Below are 15,469 nucleotides of genomic sequence, written 5' to 3' on the forward strand. Positions count from 1 at the left end.
GGAGGCGGGGGAAGCGGCGATTCTAGATCGTGGGGCGACGGCCGTCCAAACGGTTTTCCGTGTGCTTCGGACGGCTGTCCGCCCGGCCCGGGAGACGTTCCGCGTGCCCCGGGCGACGGTCCGCGCCGCCGGGCGCCCCGGGCCGCGCCGGCCCCGACGCGCGCCGTGCCGGCTCCGTCGTCAGGGACGCCAGCAGTGCCAGCCGCTCGGCGTCCTCGCTGCCCGGTGCCGCGTGGTAGGCCGCGAGCATCAGCCCGTCCGGGCCGTCGACGTCCAGTTTGGACAGGGTCAGGCTCAGCTCCCCGACCTGCGGGTGGTTCATCCGGATCGGCTTGTCGACGACCGGCCGCACGTCGTGGCGGGCCCACACCTCGCGGAACTCGGCGCTCGCCAGCGACAGCTCCCCGACGAGCCGCACCACGCGCGGGTCGTCGACGTCGGACCCGAGCCGCCGCCGGAAGACGGCCACGCACTGGGCCGCCGTGTGCGACCAGTCCGCGTGCAGGTCCCGCTCGGCGGGGTCGAGGAAGAACGACCGCAGCCGGTTCTCGCCCACCCGCACGGACGGCACCAGCGCGGACGCGAGCGGGTTGACCGCGATCACGTCGAGGGTCCGGTCCGTCACGAACGCCGGCAGCCCGACCGACCGCAGCAGCTGCGCCGTCGCCGGCGGGACGGCCGGGCGCCGGGACGGGCGGCGGCGGGCCTTGGGCCGGGGCGCGGCGAGCTGGTGGAGGTACGCCGTGGCGGTGTCGTCGAGCAGCAGCACCCGGGCGAGCGCGTCGAGGACCTGCGCCGAGGGATTGCGGTCGCGGCCCTGCTCCAGCCGCAGGTAGTAGTCGGAGCTGATGCCGGCGAGCAGGGCGACCTCTTCACGGCGCAGCCCCGGCACCCGGCGGATCCCGTGAACCGGCAGGCCCATGTCGGCCGGTGTCACCAGCTCCCGGCGCGCCCGGAGATAGTCACCGAGCCGGTTCTCCTCAGACATGCGTTCCATCGTAGGCGCGCGGGGCGTTCCGTCCCTGGTCCTGTCACTCCCAGGATCGCCGGGGAACTGGGCGGGGCGCCGGCCGGGGCGGACGGTGGGGGCATGACCACCGCGACCACTTCCGACAGCACTCCGACGCCCACCCTCCCCGGCGGCACCTGGACGATGGGCGACCTGACCGTCACCCGCTTCGGGTACGGCGCCATGCAGCTCGCGGGGCCGGGCGTGACGGGCCCGCCCGCCGATCACGACGGCGCCCTCGCCGTACTGCGCGAGGCCGTACGCCTCGGCATCACCCACATCGACACCGCCGACGCCTACGGCCCGCACGTCACCAACCGGCTGATCCGTGAGGCCCTGCACCCCTACCCCGGCCCGCTGCACGTCGTCACCAAGGTCGGCGCGCACCGCGACGCCGACGGCGGCTGGCCCCCGGCCCGCGAGCCCGACGACCTGCGCCGGGCCGTGGACGCCAACCTGGAGACCCTCGGCGTCGACACGCTGGACCTGGTGAACCTGCGGCTCGGTGACGCCACGGGACCACGTCCCGGCTCGCTCGCCACGGCGTACGGGACCCTCGTCGAGCTCCAGCGGCAGGGCCTGATCCGGCACCTCGGTCTGAGCAACGCGACCGCCGAGCAGATCGCCGAGGCGGAGACCATCGCCCCGTTCGTCTGCGTGCAGAACCTCTACAACCTCGCCCACCGGCAGGACGACGACCTCGTCGACCGGCTCGCCGAACAGGGCGTCGCCTACGTGCCGTTCTTCCCGCTCGGCGGGTTCACCCCGCTGCAGTCGGCGACGCTCTCGGCCGTGGCCGGGCGGCGCGGGGTCCGCCCGACGGCGGTCGCCCTGGCCTGGCTGCTGCGGCGCTCGCCGAACATCCTGCTGATCCCGGGCACCTCGTCGGTGGCGCACCTGCGGGAGAACATCGCCGGTGCGAGCCTGGACCTGACCGAGGAGGACCTGGCCGCCCTCGACACGATCGGCCGCTGAACCCGCCCCCGGGCCCCCGAGGGCGGGGAGCAACCTCTGGGTCCGGGGGGAACACCCCCGGGCCCGAGGGAAACACCCCTAGGGGTGACCCCGTCCTGCCTGAGAGGGACGGCTCGTTCCGCAGGTGTACGCGGCGGCCCGGAGGATCGGTCCCCTGGGCCGATGCCGGTACGGGGGCCCGCGAGCAACCATGGACACATGAGCGCAGCCACCGTCCACCCCACCAGTCCGCCGGTCCGCCCGAGGGGCGCCACCCCGGTCGAGGGCAGTCACCCGCACCGCGTCGGTGACGCCCTGCGCGCCGTGAAGGTGTTCCTCGGTGCGGCCTTCGACGTGATCCTTCTCGGCGAGTACGGCCAGGAGGCGGGCGTCCGCCGCCGGTAGACACCCTCGCCTCCGTCCCCCGCCCGCCCCTACTCCCGCCTTCCTACGCCGCCCGCGCCGTCCGCTTCGGTGCCGGCCACGCGCGCCTCCGCGCCGTCCGCCGGCTGCACGAGCGGTCACGCGCCTTCGTCCCGCCCGCCGCCCGAGGTGAGTACGTGTACACGCGCCCAGTTGAGTAGCGGCCCCGGTGCGGCCGCCGCACCGGGGCCGCTTCACTGGCCGTATGAACAGCGACAGCTCGCCGGACCGGCGGTACGGGGACGAGCGGGACCCCCGCGCGTCCGTGGCGCCGGCGGTCGCCACCGCGCTCGGTGTGATGCTCGCCCCGCTCGCCCTGCTGTTCGGGGCGCTGTCCGTCATGGCGACGGACAGCTGCGGCCCCGACGACTGCTCGGCGGCGCTGACGACCGCCCTGGACGTGGTGTACGGCACCCTGTTCCTCGGCGGGCTGCTCGGGGTGGCCGCCTGCGTCGCCGCGTGGCTGCTGCCCCGCACGCGGCGCTGGGCGGTGCCGCGCGTCTGGCTGGCCGGGCTGTCGCTGCTGCCCTGGCTGGCCGTGATCGCGCTGGTGTTCAACCTGCCCGAGGGGTGACGTGACCCCCGGCAGACCCTCAGCTCTCCGCGAGGAGCTCGTCCGCGTCCATGATCCGGTAGGCGTACCCCTGCTCGGCCAGGAACCGCTGGCGGTGCGCCGCGAAGTCCTGGTCGATGGTGTCGCGGGCGACCACGGAGTAGAAGTGCGCCTGGTGCCCGTCCGCCTTCGGCCGCAGCACCCGGCCGAGCCGCTGTGCCTCCTCCTGGCGGGAGCCGAAGGTGCCGGACACCTGGATGGCGACCGTCGCCTCCGGCAGGTCGATCGAGAAGTTCGCGACCTTCGACACCACCAGCACGCTCAGCTCGCCCTGCCGGAACGCCTCGAACAGCTTCTCCCGCTGGGCGTTGGACGTCTCGCCCTTGATGACCGGCGCGTCCAGGTGCTCGCCCAGCTCGTCGAGCTGGTCGATGTACTGCCCGATGACCAGGATCTGCTGCCCGGCGAACCGGCGGACGATCGCCTCCGTCACCTTCTGCTTGGTGGCGGTCGTCGAGCAGAAGCGGTACTTCTCCTCCTGCTCGGCCGTCGCGTACGCCAGCCGCTCGGAGTCGGTGAGGTTCACCCGGACCTCGACGCAGTCGGCCGGGGCGATGTAACCCTGCGCCTCGATCTCCTTCCACGGCGCGTCGAAACGCTTGGGGCCGATCAGCGAGAAGACGTCCGACTCACGGCCGTCCTCACGGACCAGGGTGGCCGTCAGGCCGAGCCGGCGCCGGGCCTGGAGGTCGGCGGTGAACTTGAAGACGGGCGCGGGCAGCAGGTGCACCTCGTCGTAGACGATCAGGCCCCAGTCCCGGGAGTCGAACAGTTCCAGGTGGGGGTAGATGCCCTTCCGCTTCGTCGTCAGCACCTGGTAGGTGGCGATGGTGACGGGGCGGATCTCCTTCTTCGTGCCGCTGTACTCGCCGATCTCGTCCTCGGTGAGCGACGTCCGCTTCACCAGCTCGTGCTTCCACTGCCGGGCCGAGACGGTGTTGGTGACGAGGATCAGCGTGGTCGACTTCGCCTGCGCCATCGCGCCCGCGCCGACCAGCGTCTTGCCGGCGCCGCAGGGCAGGACGACCACGCCGGAGCCGCCGTGCCAGAAGTTCTCCACGGCCTGCTTCTGGTACGGGCGCAGCGCCCAGCCGTCCTCGGCCAGCTCGATCGGGTGCGCCTCGCCGTCCACGTACCCGGCGAGGTCCTCGGCCGGCCAGCCCAGCTTCAGCAGGGTCTGCTTGATCTGCCCGCGCTCGGAGGGGTGCACCTGGACCGTGTCCGGGTCGATCCGGGCGCCGACGAGCGGGGCGACGCGCTTGGAGCGCAGCACCTCCTCCAGCACCGGGCGGTCGGTGGTGGTGAGGACGAGTCCGTGTGCGGGGTGCTTGACCAGGCTGAGCCGGCCGTAGCGGTCCATGGTCTCGGCGATGTCGACGAGCAGCGCGTGCGGCACCGGGTAGCGGCTGTACTGCACCAGCGCGTCGACGACCTGCTCGGCGTCGTGGCCTGCGGCGCGCGCGTTCCACAGGCCGAGTGGGGTCACGCGGTAGGTGTGGATGTGTTCGGGGGCCCGTTCCAGTTCGGCGAACGGCGCGATGACGCGACGGCAGTCGTCGGCCTGCTCGTGGTCGACCTCGAGGAGCAGGGTTTTGTCGGACTGGACGATGAGCGGACCATTCACGCGCGGCTGCCTTTCTGCGACGGGCTCGGCACGGGCACTGCACGGCCAAACGTCCAGTTTGCCTGATCGCATTCCACACCGTCCCCCGAAGCGCCCCTCAGGGGCGCGGGGCTGTATCGATGTGCGGCTGCCGCCGCGTGGGCGCGACCAGCCACGACGTACCCGCACGTACCCGCCCGCCGTATCACTCCGCCAGTTCCGCGACACCCGTGATCCGGTGGAGGGGATACGTCCGCACCTCGTCGGCCGTGTGGTCATACGCAGTGACGAACCCGCCCTCGACCCGGATCGGGGCGATGACCCGCTGACTGGCGGCCCCCTCCGCGTTCACGTACCCGATCCACAACGTGTCGTTGGTCAGAACCGCAGCCTGTAGCGTCGCCAACGTGTCCGCCGCCGACGTACGCGGCAACTCGCCCGGGCCCACGCCCCCCGCATCCCCGCCGACCGGCTTCCGCGGCGCCGTGGCGGCGAGATCACCCGCCCGAACCGCCCGGATCGCGGCAGCGAGCAACGTGTCGTCCGGGACGGGCGGCCCGTCCGGCACCGGCTCCGGGGGAGTGCGCGGCGGCGTGCGGTGGGCGTCGGCGCGGGCGATCAGCACGTCGCCCTCGGCGGACTCGGCGGCCGGCGCGAAACCCATCGCGCGCAGCCCCTCCAGCAGCCCCGCCGGGTCGGTCCGCGCGGCCAGCACGGTCGGGGCGAGCCGGCGCAGGCCCAGCCCGGCGGCCCGCTTGTCGGCCATGATCTCGTTGAGCACCGCGTCGTCGTCGCAGCGCACGTACGCCGAGGCGGCGCCCACCCGCAGATGACCGTGCCGGCGGGCCACGTCGTCGATCAGGTAGGCAAGCGGCTGCGGCACCGGGGTGCGGGACCGCGCGGCGAGGAAGGCGTGCAGCTCGGCGGCCGACTGCCCGGCGTCCAGGGCACGCCGCACCGAGCCGGGCGTGAACCGGTAGACGGTCGCGCCACCCTTCGACTCCACGTCCGCGAGGACCCCCAGCATGTCGGCGAGCGGCCGCTCCAGCGGGCCCGGCGCGACCGCCGTCAGGTCGGCCTGGAGCAGCACATGGTCCAGCGGCTCGGGCAGCAGGGGCTCCAGCAGCCGGGCGGCGGCCGCGGCGGCGCCGGCCTGCTCGGCGGGGGAGAGGGCGGGCGGCGGCGGGGCCGGCCGGTGGTGCACGGGCAGCTTGTCGCCCGGACCCGTGGGCTCCGCCTTCGGACGGCGGGGCGCGGGCGCGCCGATCAGCGCGCGTCCGTGGGCGGCGAGGGCGCCGCGCCCGGTGACGCCCAGCATCTCGGCCTCGGCGAGCGTCCAGCGGGCCAGCCGCGACCGCAGGTCGTCGCCGTCCCCGCCGGTGCCGCGCCCGCCGTCGCCCGGATACCCCGGCGCGTCGTGACCGCCCGTGCCCGCGCGGACCGCCGTGCCCCGTGCCCCCTCGGCGGGCTGCCCCTGCGCCCTGCGGACGCCCGCGGGAACCGCGCCGCCGGTGCGCACCACCCGCGGGGGCCGCTCCCAGCGCAGGCGGGCCAGCACCGACTCGGCGGCGGGCGCGGCCCCCTCCGGGAGCGCCGCCAGCAGGGTCAGCACCCGGTGCCGTACCTCCGGGGCGGCCGAGCGGTCCAGGCCCGGGCCCAGCGCGGACAGCGTGCGGTCCTTGGCGTCCCGCTCCCCGACCAGGCCCGGAGTACGGGTCGCCGCGAGCCACGCCGTGGCCAGCCGCGCCCACCGCTCCCCGGCGGGCCGCTCCAGCCACTCGTCGTACGCCGGGGTCGCCGCGTACCGCTCGTCGGCCTCCCCGTCGGACGCCAGCAGCCCGGCCGCGTAGGCCAGTTCGACCCAGAAGGCGGCCACCGGCTCGGTCACGTCCAGGGCCACGGCGGTCCGCTTGAGGTCCCGCACGCTCAGCCCGCCGGCCCGCAGCACCGCCGGGCCTCCCTCGTGCCAGTCCTTCAGCAGTTCCTCGACCGTCGCCAGCGCCGTGTACGCCTGTCCGGCGGCCGTCGCGTCCACCACCTGGGGAGGGTGCGCGGTGGCCGCCTCCACGGGCGGCGGCACCGGTTCCGTCATGCGGTGCGCCCGCCCGGCGCGCAGCCGCAGCGCCACCTCGCGCGGCAGCACCACCGTGCCGGGCGCCGTCGGCAGCAGCAGCCCCCGGTCGAGCAGCCAGCGCAGTCGGGCCGCCGGCTCGGCGGTGACCTGCCCGTACGGGGGCCCCCACACCAGCCGCTCCAGCACCTCCACCGACTCGCTCGGCGCCTGGTCGAGCAGCGCGGACATCCGCTGAGGGTCGTCGAAGAGGCCGGTCAGCGCGGCCACGGCGGAGACCGGGTCGTGCGTCGACGGCAACCCGGCCGTCGCCACGATCTCCTGGATCCGGCCCGGCGACATCCCCGCGGTCGCCTCCCGCACGGTGGGGCCCAGGCCGGTGGGCGACGGGTGCTGCGGGGACGGCGACAGCAGCTCGCGGGCGGTGCGGACCAGCCGCAGCCGCTCGTCGGGGCCCCACACCAGGGCCTGTTCGCGCAGCGCGCCGAGGGAGTGCGGCAACGCGGCCGACACCGCCGGGTCGCCGTCGTCGCCGGCCAGCAGCCCGAGCAGCTCGTCGTACGTCGCCGGGTCCGGCGCCACCGCGAGCGCCTGCGCGGTCTGCAGCGTGAACCGGTCCAGGCGCTCCAGCGCGCGGACCACCGAGGCGCGCGTGCCCGCGCGGGTGGCGAGCTGGGTGAGGTCCGTGGGCACGGGCGTGATGAGATCCGGCCGGCTGCGCAGGAGCGCGGCCAGGGAGACGTCGTCGCGCCCCCGGAGCGCCTCGGCGAGGGATCGGGGGGCCGCCGCGGGGTTCTCCTCGGTGCTCATCCGCCTCACGTTAGCGGGTGGGTACGTCCGTGGCGTGCCGGGAGTTGGGTCGGCCCGCCGCAGTCGCGATACCGTCGGGCGACGGTGTCCCGACGCATCCGTCCCGGAGGGGACTTCGTGGGTATCGAGAGTGACCAGGTCGTCTACGAGTATCTGAGCCGCGTCGGCGACGTCGCGCAGCAGCGGCAGTTGCCGTCGGCGGCGCGGATGCGGCTGGTCGCGGAGCTGCGCGACGAGATCGACCGGCGCCGTGCGAAGGCCGTGGTCGATTCGCCCGCCGCCGTCCGCCGCATCATCGCCCGCATGGGCACGCCGACCGAGGTGGTCGCCGCGGCGGAGGATTCCCCCGGTGCCGTCCCGGGCGCGTCGGAGCAGTCCGCGGCCGTGCCGGTGCAGCGTGAGCCGGGGCGGGGGGCGACGGCGGGTGGTGCCACGTCCGGCGACGCGAAGTCGGGTGGCGCGAAGTCCGGTGGGGGCCGGGGCGGTGGGGGCCGGGGCGGTGGCGTGCTGCGCCGGGTCGTGCCCCGGCCCCGCCCGTCCGCGCCGCCGGCCGCGCCCGCACCCGCCGACGTGCCGTCACCGCCGCACCGGGCCGGTTCGCACGAGCTCGGCGACAGCGCGACCCAGCCCGACTGGTGGCGGGTGGACAACAGCCCGTTCGGGGCCGGGGACGAGGTGCCGGGCTTTGTGGGCGGCGTGGAGATCCCCGAGCTGCTCAAGCCGCCGCCGTCGGCGCGGGAGAAGCCCGCCGAGGCGGCGCCCGCCGAGCCGGGCGCCCCGGCCGCCGCCGCCGACGGGGCCGAGGCGGTCCCCGTGGCCCGGCGCCGCCGTCTGCTGCGGCTGCCGTCCGGCCGCTGGAGCAACCCCCTGCTGCTGGTCGCCGCCGCCTCCCTGGTCGTGGGCGCGGTGCTGGGCAACTGGTTCGCCCTGATCCTCGGCTGGCTCATCGCCTACGCCTCCCGCCGCCTCACCCGCGCGGAGGTCAAGGCGGCGGTGGTGGTCCTCCCCGGCCTGTCCCTCGTCGGCGGGATCGTGTGGATCTGGGGGCGGACGGTGGGGCGCTGGGGCGAGCCCATCCCCGAGGGCCAGATGAACACGGCCCTCACGGAGACCTGGCCCTGGGTCATCCGCACGGCGGCGATCACCTCGGCACTGTTCCTCTTGTGGCGGTCCCAGCGCGAGCGGTGAGGGGTGTTGTCGGCGCCGGGAGGCGTTCGCGCAGCCCGGCGCTCACGGGGTGCCGCCGCGCCCACCCTCCCCCACTCTCGGCTCCGCTCGAGCGGGGGGACCCCCATCGCCCGAGCGGCACGACTGCCCGCGGAGGGTGGGGGCTGCGCCCCTCAGGGGCGCGGGGAACTGCGCGACCGGCCGGTGGCGGCGGTCACCCGGCGTGCGACGGCTCCCGGCACCCCGGTGCCCGTCGGGGCCACTGCGCAGCCCGGCGCTTGCGGGGTGCCGTCGCGCCCACCCTCCCCCACTCTCGGCTCCGCTCGAGCGGGGGACCCCCATCGCCCCAGCGGCACGACTGCCCGCGAAGGGCGGCAGTGGTTGTCCGCAGGGAGTGGGGCAGCGCCCCCTAGGGGCGCGGGGAACTGCGCGACCGGCCGGTGGCGGCGGGCACCCGGCGTGCGACGGCTCCCGGCACCCCCGTGGCCGTCACGGCCACTGCGCAAGCCAGCGCCGGGGCCGGCGGGCGGTGGCGGACAATGGCGGGATGGTCAACACGAACATCCCCGCCGCGCCCACCGTCGGGTTCGATCTCGATATGACGCTCATCGACTCCCGGCCCGGGATCCGGGCCTGTTACCAGGCGCTCGCCGAGCGGACCGGGACGTACGTCGACGCCGATCTCGCGGTCAGCCGGCTCGGACCACCGCTGGTGGAGGAGCTGGTGAACTGGTTCCCGGCCGAGCGGGTCGAGGAGGTCGCCGACCTGTACCGGGCGATGTACCCGGAGTACGCGATCACGCCCACGCTCGCGATGCCCGGCGCCCGGGAGGCGATGGCCGCCGTGCGGGCGCGGGGCGGTCGGGCGATCGTGGTCACTGCGAAGTACGAGCCCAACGCCAAGCTGCACCTCACGCACCTCGGCATCGAGCCGGACGCCGTGATCGGCGACCTGTGGGCCGAGCAGAAGGCGCTGGCGCTGCGCGAGCACGGCGCGTCCGTGTACGTCGGCGACCACACGGGCGACGTGCGCGGCGCGCGCACCGCGGGCGCGCTGTCGGTCGCCGTCGCCACCGGCCCGTGCGACCCCGCCGAACTGCGGGAGGCCGGCGCGGACACCGTTCTCGGTGACCTGACGGAATTCCCCCGCTGGTTTTCGGACTACTGCTCGGACAACTGACCGGAAACGGCACTCGCCCGCGCCCGGCGCCGCCCCGCGGCGGCGGAACGCAGCACGCCGGCCCCGGCGATGAGGAATCCGACGCCCATGAGCATGCTCAATCCGAACATGTACGTCGGAAAGGGCGTCGTGCCGAGGAACAGCGGGGCCACCGTGACCAGAGTGGCCACGGCGCCGACGAAGAAGACGATGGCGCCGGCACGGACCAGGCCGTCACCGGGCGCAGCGGAATTCGCTTGGGTTTTGTCACGCACCGGACCAGGGTAGTTCCCTGCGCGAAGGAACAACCCGGTGACGTCTTGTCACCGGCCTGAAGACCATTAGCCTTGGTACCGGCGGGTCATCGGGCCCGCCCGAGTGCTATCAAGAGCCGTTTTCCGATGCAGTTTTCCCGACGAGTACGAGGACGAGGACAGACGTGCCTACCGGCAAGGTCAAGTGGTTCAACAGTGAGAAGGGCTTCGGCTTTCTCTCCCGTGACGACGGCGGTGACGTCTTCGTGCATTCCTCGGTCCTCCCCGCCGGAGTCGAGGCCCTGAAGCCGGGGCAGCGCGTGGAGTTCGGCGTGGTCGCCGGGCAGCGCGGCGACCAGGCCCTCTCCCTGACCATCCTGGACCCGACCCCGTCGGTCGCGGCCGCCCAGCGCAAGAAGCCCGACGAACTGGCGTCCATCGTGCAGGACCTCACGACCCTGCTGGAGAACATCACTCCGTCGCTGGAGCGGGGCCGCTACCCCGAGCGCGCGGCCGGCAAGAAGATCGCCGGACTGCTCCGCGCGGTCGCCGACCAGCTCGACGTCTAGACCCCCGTCAGGCAGCCCCGCGTCAGGGAAAGCGCAGGGCGTCCGGGCCGAGGGGTGGTACCAGCCCCTCGGCCGCCGCGCGCGTGAGCAGCCCGCGTACGGCCGCGTAGCCGTCCTCGCCGAGGTCGGCGGTGAACTCGTTGACGTACAGCCCGATGTGCTGGTCGGCGACGGCCGGGTCCATCTCCTGGGCGTGCTCCATGACGTACGGCCGCGAGGCCTCCGGGTCGTCCCAGGCCGTCCGCACGGACGTGCGGATCGCGTCCGCGAGCCAGGTCAGCGTCTGGGCACCGAGCGAGCGCCGGGCGAGGATCGCGCCCAGCGGAATCGGCAGCCCCGTGGTGTTCTCCCAGTGCTCGCCCATGTCCGCGAGCTTGTGCAGCCCGTAGTTCTGGTACGTGAAGCGCGCCTCGTGGATGACGAGGCCCGCGTCGACCTTCCCGTCCCGCACGGCCGGCATGATCTCGTGGAACGGCATCACCACGATTTCCCCGACGCCGCCGGGCACCACGTCCGCCGCCCACAGCCGGAACAGCAGGTACGCCGTGGACTTCTCGCTCGGCACCGCGACCGTCCGCCCGGTCAGGTCCACGCCGGCCTCGCGGGTCAGCACCAGCGGCCCGCACCCCCGGCCCAGCGCGCCCCCGCAGGGCAGCAGCGCGTACTCGTCGAGGACGTACGGCAGCACCGCGTACGACACCTTCAGCACGTCCAGTTCGCCGCGCTCGGCCATGCCGTTGGTGATGTCGATGTCGGCGAACGTGACGTCGAGGGCGGGCGCGCCGGGGACGCGGCCGTGGGCGAGGGCGTCGAAGACGAAGGTGTCGTTCGGGCAGGGCGAGTAGGCGATCCGCAGCTGCTGCTGCTCAACGGTGGTCATGCCGGTTCCAACTCTCCAATACGGGCGCGAGCTTCCCGAAGCCCGCGGTGAGGGCGGCCAGGGCGTCGCCGATGCGCCAGGCGGCGCGGTCGCGCGGGCCGACGGGGTTCGACACCGCCCGCACCTCGAGCACGGGCACGCCGTGCGCCGCGGCGGCCTCGGCGACACCGAAGCCCTCCATGGCCTCGGCGAGCGCACGCGGATGGCGGGCGCGCAGCGCGTCGGCGCGGGCGGCGGTGCCGGTCACCGTCGACACGGTGAGCACCGTCCCGGTGCGCGCGCCGGACGCGGCGGCGGCGGCCCGGACCAGGGTCTCGGGCGGGCGGTGGGTGACGGTGCCGAAGCCGAGGTCGGTGACCGGCAGGAAGCCGTCGGCCGTCTCGGCACCCAGATCGCCCGCGGTGATCTCGTCGGCGACGACGAGGGACCCGAGGGGCGCGTGCGGCGCGAAGCCGCCGGCGATCCCCGCGGAGACGACGAGGCCGTAGGGCCGGCCGTCGAGGGCGGCGGCGGTCAGCGCGGTGGCCGTGGAGGCGGCGGCGAGCGCCGGACCGACCCCGGCGGCGAGCACGTCGGGCCCGCCGTCGGTCCGGTGCAGGACCGCGCCGGGCAGACCGGCCTCCCGCACCGGCCCCGGGAACGCCTCGGCCACCGCGTCCCGCTCGACGGGGACAGCGGTGGCCACGAGAACGCGTACGACAGACGTGATCAGTCCTCGTCCTTCTTCAGCCGGAAGGACCACAGACCGGTGGCCTCGTTCTCGCCACCCTCCTTGATCGACACCAGGGTCGAGTCGCCCTGGGCGCCGTACTGGGCGTTGAAGAACACGCTGCCCGGGATGGACTGGTAAGTCTTCTTCTTCACGGGGTCGACGAGCGGCTGGCCGTTCAGCAGGATCGTCCAGCCGTGCTTGGCGATCTCCGGGTCGACGCCGAAGCGGACGGTCTTCGTGGGGTCGACCTTGATCTCGTCGATGCCCTTGTCCTGGAGGCACTTGTTCAGGGTCTCGGTGGTCAGGGCCTTGCCCTCGCCACCACAGGTCGCCTCGGAACTCACCGAGTCGCTGCCCACCGTGACGGTGGAGATCGGCGTCGGCTTGTCGCAGGCGGCCAGGACGAGCAGTCCGGCGGATACGGCGCCGGCGGCGGCGACGGCGCGGCGGCGTCGCACAGCGGATTGCAACGTGGTCATGGCCGAAGGCTATCGGGCAGGTGTGCCCCGCCCGCCACGTGGGGTACGGCGTGGCCCCTGGTTACGCCACACGCGGCCGCCCGGCGTGGCCCTGCCGCGCCGAACGGAGCAGCCCGCGGACGGTGGTCAGCCAGCCCGTGGCGACGATCGCCGCGCCCACCGCCAGCCCCAGACCGCCGATCAGCGGCATCGCGATGCCGACCGCGCCGCCCAGCACCCACGCCATCTGGAGCAGTGTCTCCGACCGGGCGAAGGCGGACGTCCGCACCTGTTCGGGCACGTCCCGCTGGATGAGCGCGTCCAGCGACAGCTTGGCCAGCGCCTGCGCGAACCCGGCGACCGCCGCGAGACACGCCACCAGCACCGCGCCGAAGAACACCGCCGCCGTGATCGCCGCGCCCAGCACCACCGCCACCACCGTCACGATGATGATCTCCGGCGCGCGGGACCGCAGCCCGGCCCCGACCGCCGTGCCCAGCGCGTTGCCGGCGCCGGCCGCCACGCCCACGATGCCCAGCGACACCGCCGCGCTCTGACCGGTCATCGGGTGTTCGCGCAGCAGGAACGCCAGGAAGAAGATCAGAAAGCCGGTGAGGCAGCGGATCGAGGCGTTGGCGGCCAGCGCGTGGGTGACGGCCGGGCCGACCGTGCGCAGCCCCGGTTTCTCCGTCTTGCGGTGCGGGCCGTGCAGATGCTGGTCGTCGGCGGCCAGCAGCGCCACGCTCTCGCCCTTGGCGGAGTCCACCTTCGGCGGCAGCCGGAACGACAGCAGCATCCCCGTCACGAACAGCACGAACGCCCCGTACAGCGGCCAGCGGGGCCCGACCTGCTGCAGCCCCGCGCCGATCGGGGCGGCGATCCCGGTCGCCAGCAGCCCGCCCAGGGTGACCCGGGAGTTCGCTTTCACCAGGGAGAAGGCGGGGGGCAGCAGCCTGGGCACGACCGCGCTTCTGACCACCCCGTACGCCTTGGAGGCCACCAGCACGCCCAGCGCGGCCGGGTACAGCTCGAGACCGCCGCTGACCACGGCACCGGACAGCACCAGCGCGAGCAGCGCCCGGGCCAGCATCGCGCCCGCCATGGCCGCCCGGCGGCCGTGCGGCAGTTTGTCGAGGAGCGGGCCGACGACGGGGGCGAGGAGCGTGAACGGCGCCATCGTGATCGCCAGGTACAGGGCGACGCGCCCGCGCGCCTCGTCGGTCGGGACCGAGAAGAACACGGTGGACGCCAGCGCCACGGTGATCATCACGTCGCCCGCGCCGTTCACCCCGTGCAGTTCGATCAGCTTGCCGAGGCCCGACTCGCCGGCGCCGTGCGCGTGGGTCACCTTGCGGATGCCGCGAGCGGTTCTGGTCACCGGGAACCGCAGCGCCCTGCCGAACGCGCGGAGACGGCCGCCCGCCCGGCCCGAACCGAGGCGGCGGCCGCGTCCCTTGCCCTTCTCGGGCCCACCGGTTCCGGTGGCGCCCTGGGGTGTCCTCGCGGTGGCCACGACGTCATAGTGCCCCGAGATGGCGGTGCGTAGTGCAGTAACACCGGGGACGTGGCCCGCCGTGCCGCTGTACGGCCGAACGCGCCGGTGCGCGCGGAGGCCGCCCGGGACGCCCCCCGCCGCCCGGATTGACCGGCGCGCGCCGTTCCGTAACAACCGTCGGTGTAGGCCCAGCGCACGCGAGCAGGTAGCGTGCCTATCTCAGCCATCCCGCAGAATGGATGGTGGCGCGCCCGAGCACGTTGCGGCGCGGACGTCGACGCGGTCCCCCGGTCCGCTCCGTCCGCCCCCCGCGCTGGGAGTGGCGCACTCGTGAGACGGCGTAGGAGAGAAGCGATACCTGTGAGCGCAGCGACAACGCGAAGCCGCACCCCCGACCGTCTGTGCGCCGAGGCCGTCGACCTCGCCCGCGCCGCAGCCGAGGAGGCCGCCGCGCCCGGGGTCGTGGGGGAGCACGAGGGGCTGGTCTCCGAGGGCGACCGCGTCGTCACGCACTTCTTCGGGTGCCGTGAGCTCGGCTACCGCGGCTGGCGGTGGGCCGTCACCGTCGCCCGCGCCTCCCGCGCCAAGATCGTCACGGTCGACGAGGCCGTGCTGCTGCCCGGGCCCGACGCGGTCCTCGCGCCCGAGTGGGTGCCGTGGAGCGAGCGGCTGCGCCCCGGCGACATGGGACCGGGCGACCTGCTGCCCACCGACGCGGACGACCTGCGGCTGGAGCCGGGCTACACCGGCGAGGACGAGCCGCCGCCGAACTCGGCGCTGACCGGCGACCTCGCGGACCTGGCGGAGGCCGAGGACGCGGAGGTCACCGGGGGCACCCCGGCCGAGCAGGCCGTCGCCCCGTCCCGCGGCTCGATCGCGGCGCTCGCCGAGGAACTGGGCATGCGCCGCGCCCGGGTCCTGTCCCGCTACGGCCTGCACGCCGCCGCCGACCGCTGGGAGGAGGCGTTCGGCGCCAAGACCCCGATGGCGCAGGCGGCCCCCGCCTCCTGCGACTCGTGCGGCTTCCTCGCCCCGATCGGCGGCTCGCTGGGCCAGGCGTTCGGCGTCTGCGCCAACGAGTTCTCCCCGGCCGACGGCCGCGTGGTCTCCCTGGCCTACGGCTGCGGCGGCCACTCGGAGGCCGCGGTCATGCCGAAGCCCCCGCAGCCGGCCCCGCCGGTCATCGACGAGACCCGCGTCGACCCCTTCCCCCTCCGCCCGTCCCCGGACTCCGGCTCGGTCCCGGCCACGGAGGACGCGTCGTCGGCGGAACTGGGGCACTCGTAGCGGGC

General features: G+C 74.7%; 15 protein-coding genes. 7 read left to right on the forward strand and 8 right to left on the reverse strand.

The features are described 5' to 3' along the window. Positions 1–22: 22 nt before the first annotated feature. Positions 23–997: a helix-turn-helix domain-containing protein gene (locus ACIF8S_RS13380; protein ID WP_399999193.1), complete on the reverse strand. Its 975-nt coding sequence runs from the start codon at positions 995–997 to the stop codon at positions 23–25. A 93-nt stretch (positions 998–1,090) separates the two neighbouring features. On the opposite strand from ACIF8S_RS13380, the gene ACIF8S_RS13385 reads away from it, so the two are divergent. The 3 genes from ACIF8S_RS13385 to ACIF8S_RS13395 all read left to right on the forward strand — a co-directional run bounded on the left by ACIF8S_RS13385 (position 1,091) and on the right by ACIF8S_RS13395 (position 2,960). Continuing rightward, a complete protein-coding gene (locus ACIF8S_RS13385; RefSeq protein WP_399999195.1) occupies positions 1,091–1,984 on the forward strand; it encodes an aldo/keto reductase family oxidoreductase in 894 nt (297 codons plus the stop codon). Positions 1,985–2,182: 198 nt separating this feature from the next. Further along, positions 2,183–2,368 carry a hypothetical protein gene (locus tag ACIF8S_RS13390; protein WP_349798868.1) on the forward strand — a complete coding sequence of 62 codons (186 nt, stop codon included), beginning with the start codon at positions 2,183–2,185 and terminating at the stop codon, positions 2,366–2,368. A 223-nt stretch (positions 2,369–2,591) separates the two neighbouring features. Then, positions 2,592–2,960 carry a hypothetical protein gene (locus tag ACIF8S_RS13395; protein WP_399999197.1) on the forward strand — a complete coding sequence of 123 codons (369 nt, stop codon included), beginning with the start codon at positions 2,592–2,594 and terminating at the stop codon, positions 2,958–2,960. Between the two features lie 19 nt (positions 2,961–2,979). Here ACIF8S_RS13395 and ACIF8S_RS13400 read toward each other — a convergent pair whose 3' ends face one another. Continuing rightward, positions 2,980–4,623 carry a DNA repair helicase XPB gene (locus tag ACIF8S_RS13400; RefSeq protein WP_349798864.1) on the reverse strand — a complete coding sequence of 548 codons (1,644 nt, stop codon included), beginning with the start codon at positions 4,621–4,623 and terminating at the stop codon, positions 2,980–2,982. A 184-nt stretch (positions 4,624–4,807) separates the two neighbouring features. Next, the gene (locus ACIF8S_RS13405; protein ID WP_399999198.1) at positions 4,808–7,483 is read right to left on the reverse strand and encodes a helicase-associated domain-containing protein; all 2,676 of its coding nucleotides are present in this window, start codon (positions 7,481–7,483) and stop codon (positions 4,808–4,810) included. A gap of 117 nt (positions 7,484–7,600) precedes the next feature. Here ACIF8S_RS13405 and ACIF8S_RS13410 point away from each other — a divergent pair, with 117 nt between their 5' ends. Both ACIF8S_RS13410 and ACIF8S_RS13415 read left to right on the forward strand, forming a co-directional pair. Further along, entirely contained in the window at positions 7,601–8,671 is a 1,071-nt protein-coding gene (locus tag ACIF8S_RS13410) for a hypothetical protein (RefSeq protein WP_399999199.1), read from the forward strand. Between the two features lie 526 nt (positions 8,672–9,197). Beyond that, complete coding sequence (locus ACIF8S_RS13415; RefSeq protein WP_399999200.1) at positions 9,198–9,830, forward strand: HAD family hydrolase; 633 nt, start codon at positions 9,198–9,200, stop codon at positions 9,828–9,830. Here the strand turns inward: ACIF8S_RS13415 and ACIF8S_RS13420 are convergent. After that, positions 9,812–10,084, reverse strand: coding sequence for a hypothetical protein (locus tag ACIF8S_RS13420; RefSeq protein ID WP_024884182.1), 273 nt, complete (start codon positions 10,082–10,084; stop codon positions 9,812–9,814). The two genes, ACIF8S_RS13415 and ACIF8S_RS13420, sit on opposite strands and share 19 nt — an antisense overlap. A 164-nt stretch (positions 10,085–10,248) precedes the next feature. Between ACIF8S_RS13420 and ACIF8S_RS13425 the strand changes: the two genes are divergently transcribed. Next, a complete protein-coding gene (locus ACIF8S_RS13425) occupies positions 10,249–10,632 on the forward strand; it encodes a cold-shock protein (protein ID WP_004929962.1) in 384 nt (127 codons plus the stop codon). 22 nt (positions 10,633–10,654) lie between these two features. On the opposite strand, the gene ACIF8S_RS13430 is transcribed toward ACIF8S_RS13425, so the two are convergent. The 4 genes from ACIF8S_RS13430 to ACIF8S_RS13445 all read right to left on the reverse strand — a co-directional run bounded on the left by ACIF8S_RS13430 (position 10,655) and on the right by ACIF8S_RS13445 (position 14,195). Continuing rightward, positions 10,655–11,512: a 1,4-dihydroxy-6-naphthoate synthase gene (locus tag ACIF8S_RS13430; protein ID WP_399999203.1), complete on the reverse strand. Its 858-nt coding sequence runs from the start codon at positions 11,510–11,512 to the stop codon at positions 10,655–10,657. After that, positions 11,499–12,197: a futalosine hydrolase gene (locus ACIF8S_RS13435; protein WP_399999205.1), complete on the reverse strand. Its 699-nt coding sequence runs from the start codon at positions 12,195–12,197 to the stop codon at positions 11,499–11,501. Before ACIF8S_RS13435 ends, ACIF8S_RS13430 begins: the two co-directional genes overlap by 14 nt. Positions 12,198–12,220: 23 nt before the next feature. After that, positions 12,221–12,682: a DUF2771 domain-containing protein gene (locus tag ACIF8S_RS13440; RefSeq protein ID WP_399999456.1), complete on the reverse strand. Its 462-nt coding sequence runs from the start codon at positions 12,680–12,682 to the stop codon at positions 12,221–12,223. A gap of 82 nt (positions 12,683–12,764) precedes the next feature. Then, positions 12,765–14,195: an MFS transporter gene (locus ACIF8S_RS13445; RefSeq protein WP_349798849.1), complete on the reverse strand. Its 1,431-nt coding sequence runs from the start codon at positions 14,193–14,195 to the stop codon at positions 12,765–12,767. 342 nt (positions 14,196–14,537) lie between these two features. Between ACIF8S_RS13445 and ACIF8S_RS13450 the strand changes: the two genes are divergently transcribed. Next, the gene (locus tag ACIF8S_RS13450; protein ID WP_399999207.1) at positions 14,538–15,464 is read left to right on the forward strand and encodes a DUF3027 domain-containing protein; all 927 of its coding nucleotides are present in this window, start codon (positions 14,538–14,540) and stop codon (positions 15,462–15,464) included. Positions 15,465–15,469 lie beyond the last annotated feature (5 nt).

The sequence above is a fragment of the Streptomyces sp. NPDC085937 genome (genome assembly GCF_044540535.1).
Taxonomy (GTDB): domain Bacteria; phylum Actinomycetota; class Actinomycetes; order Streptomycetales; family Streptomycetaceae; genus Streptomyces.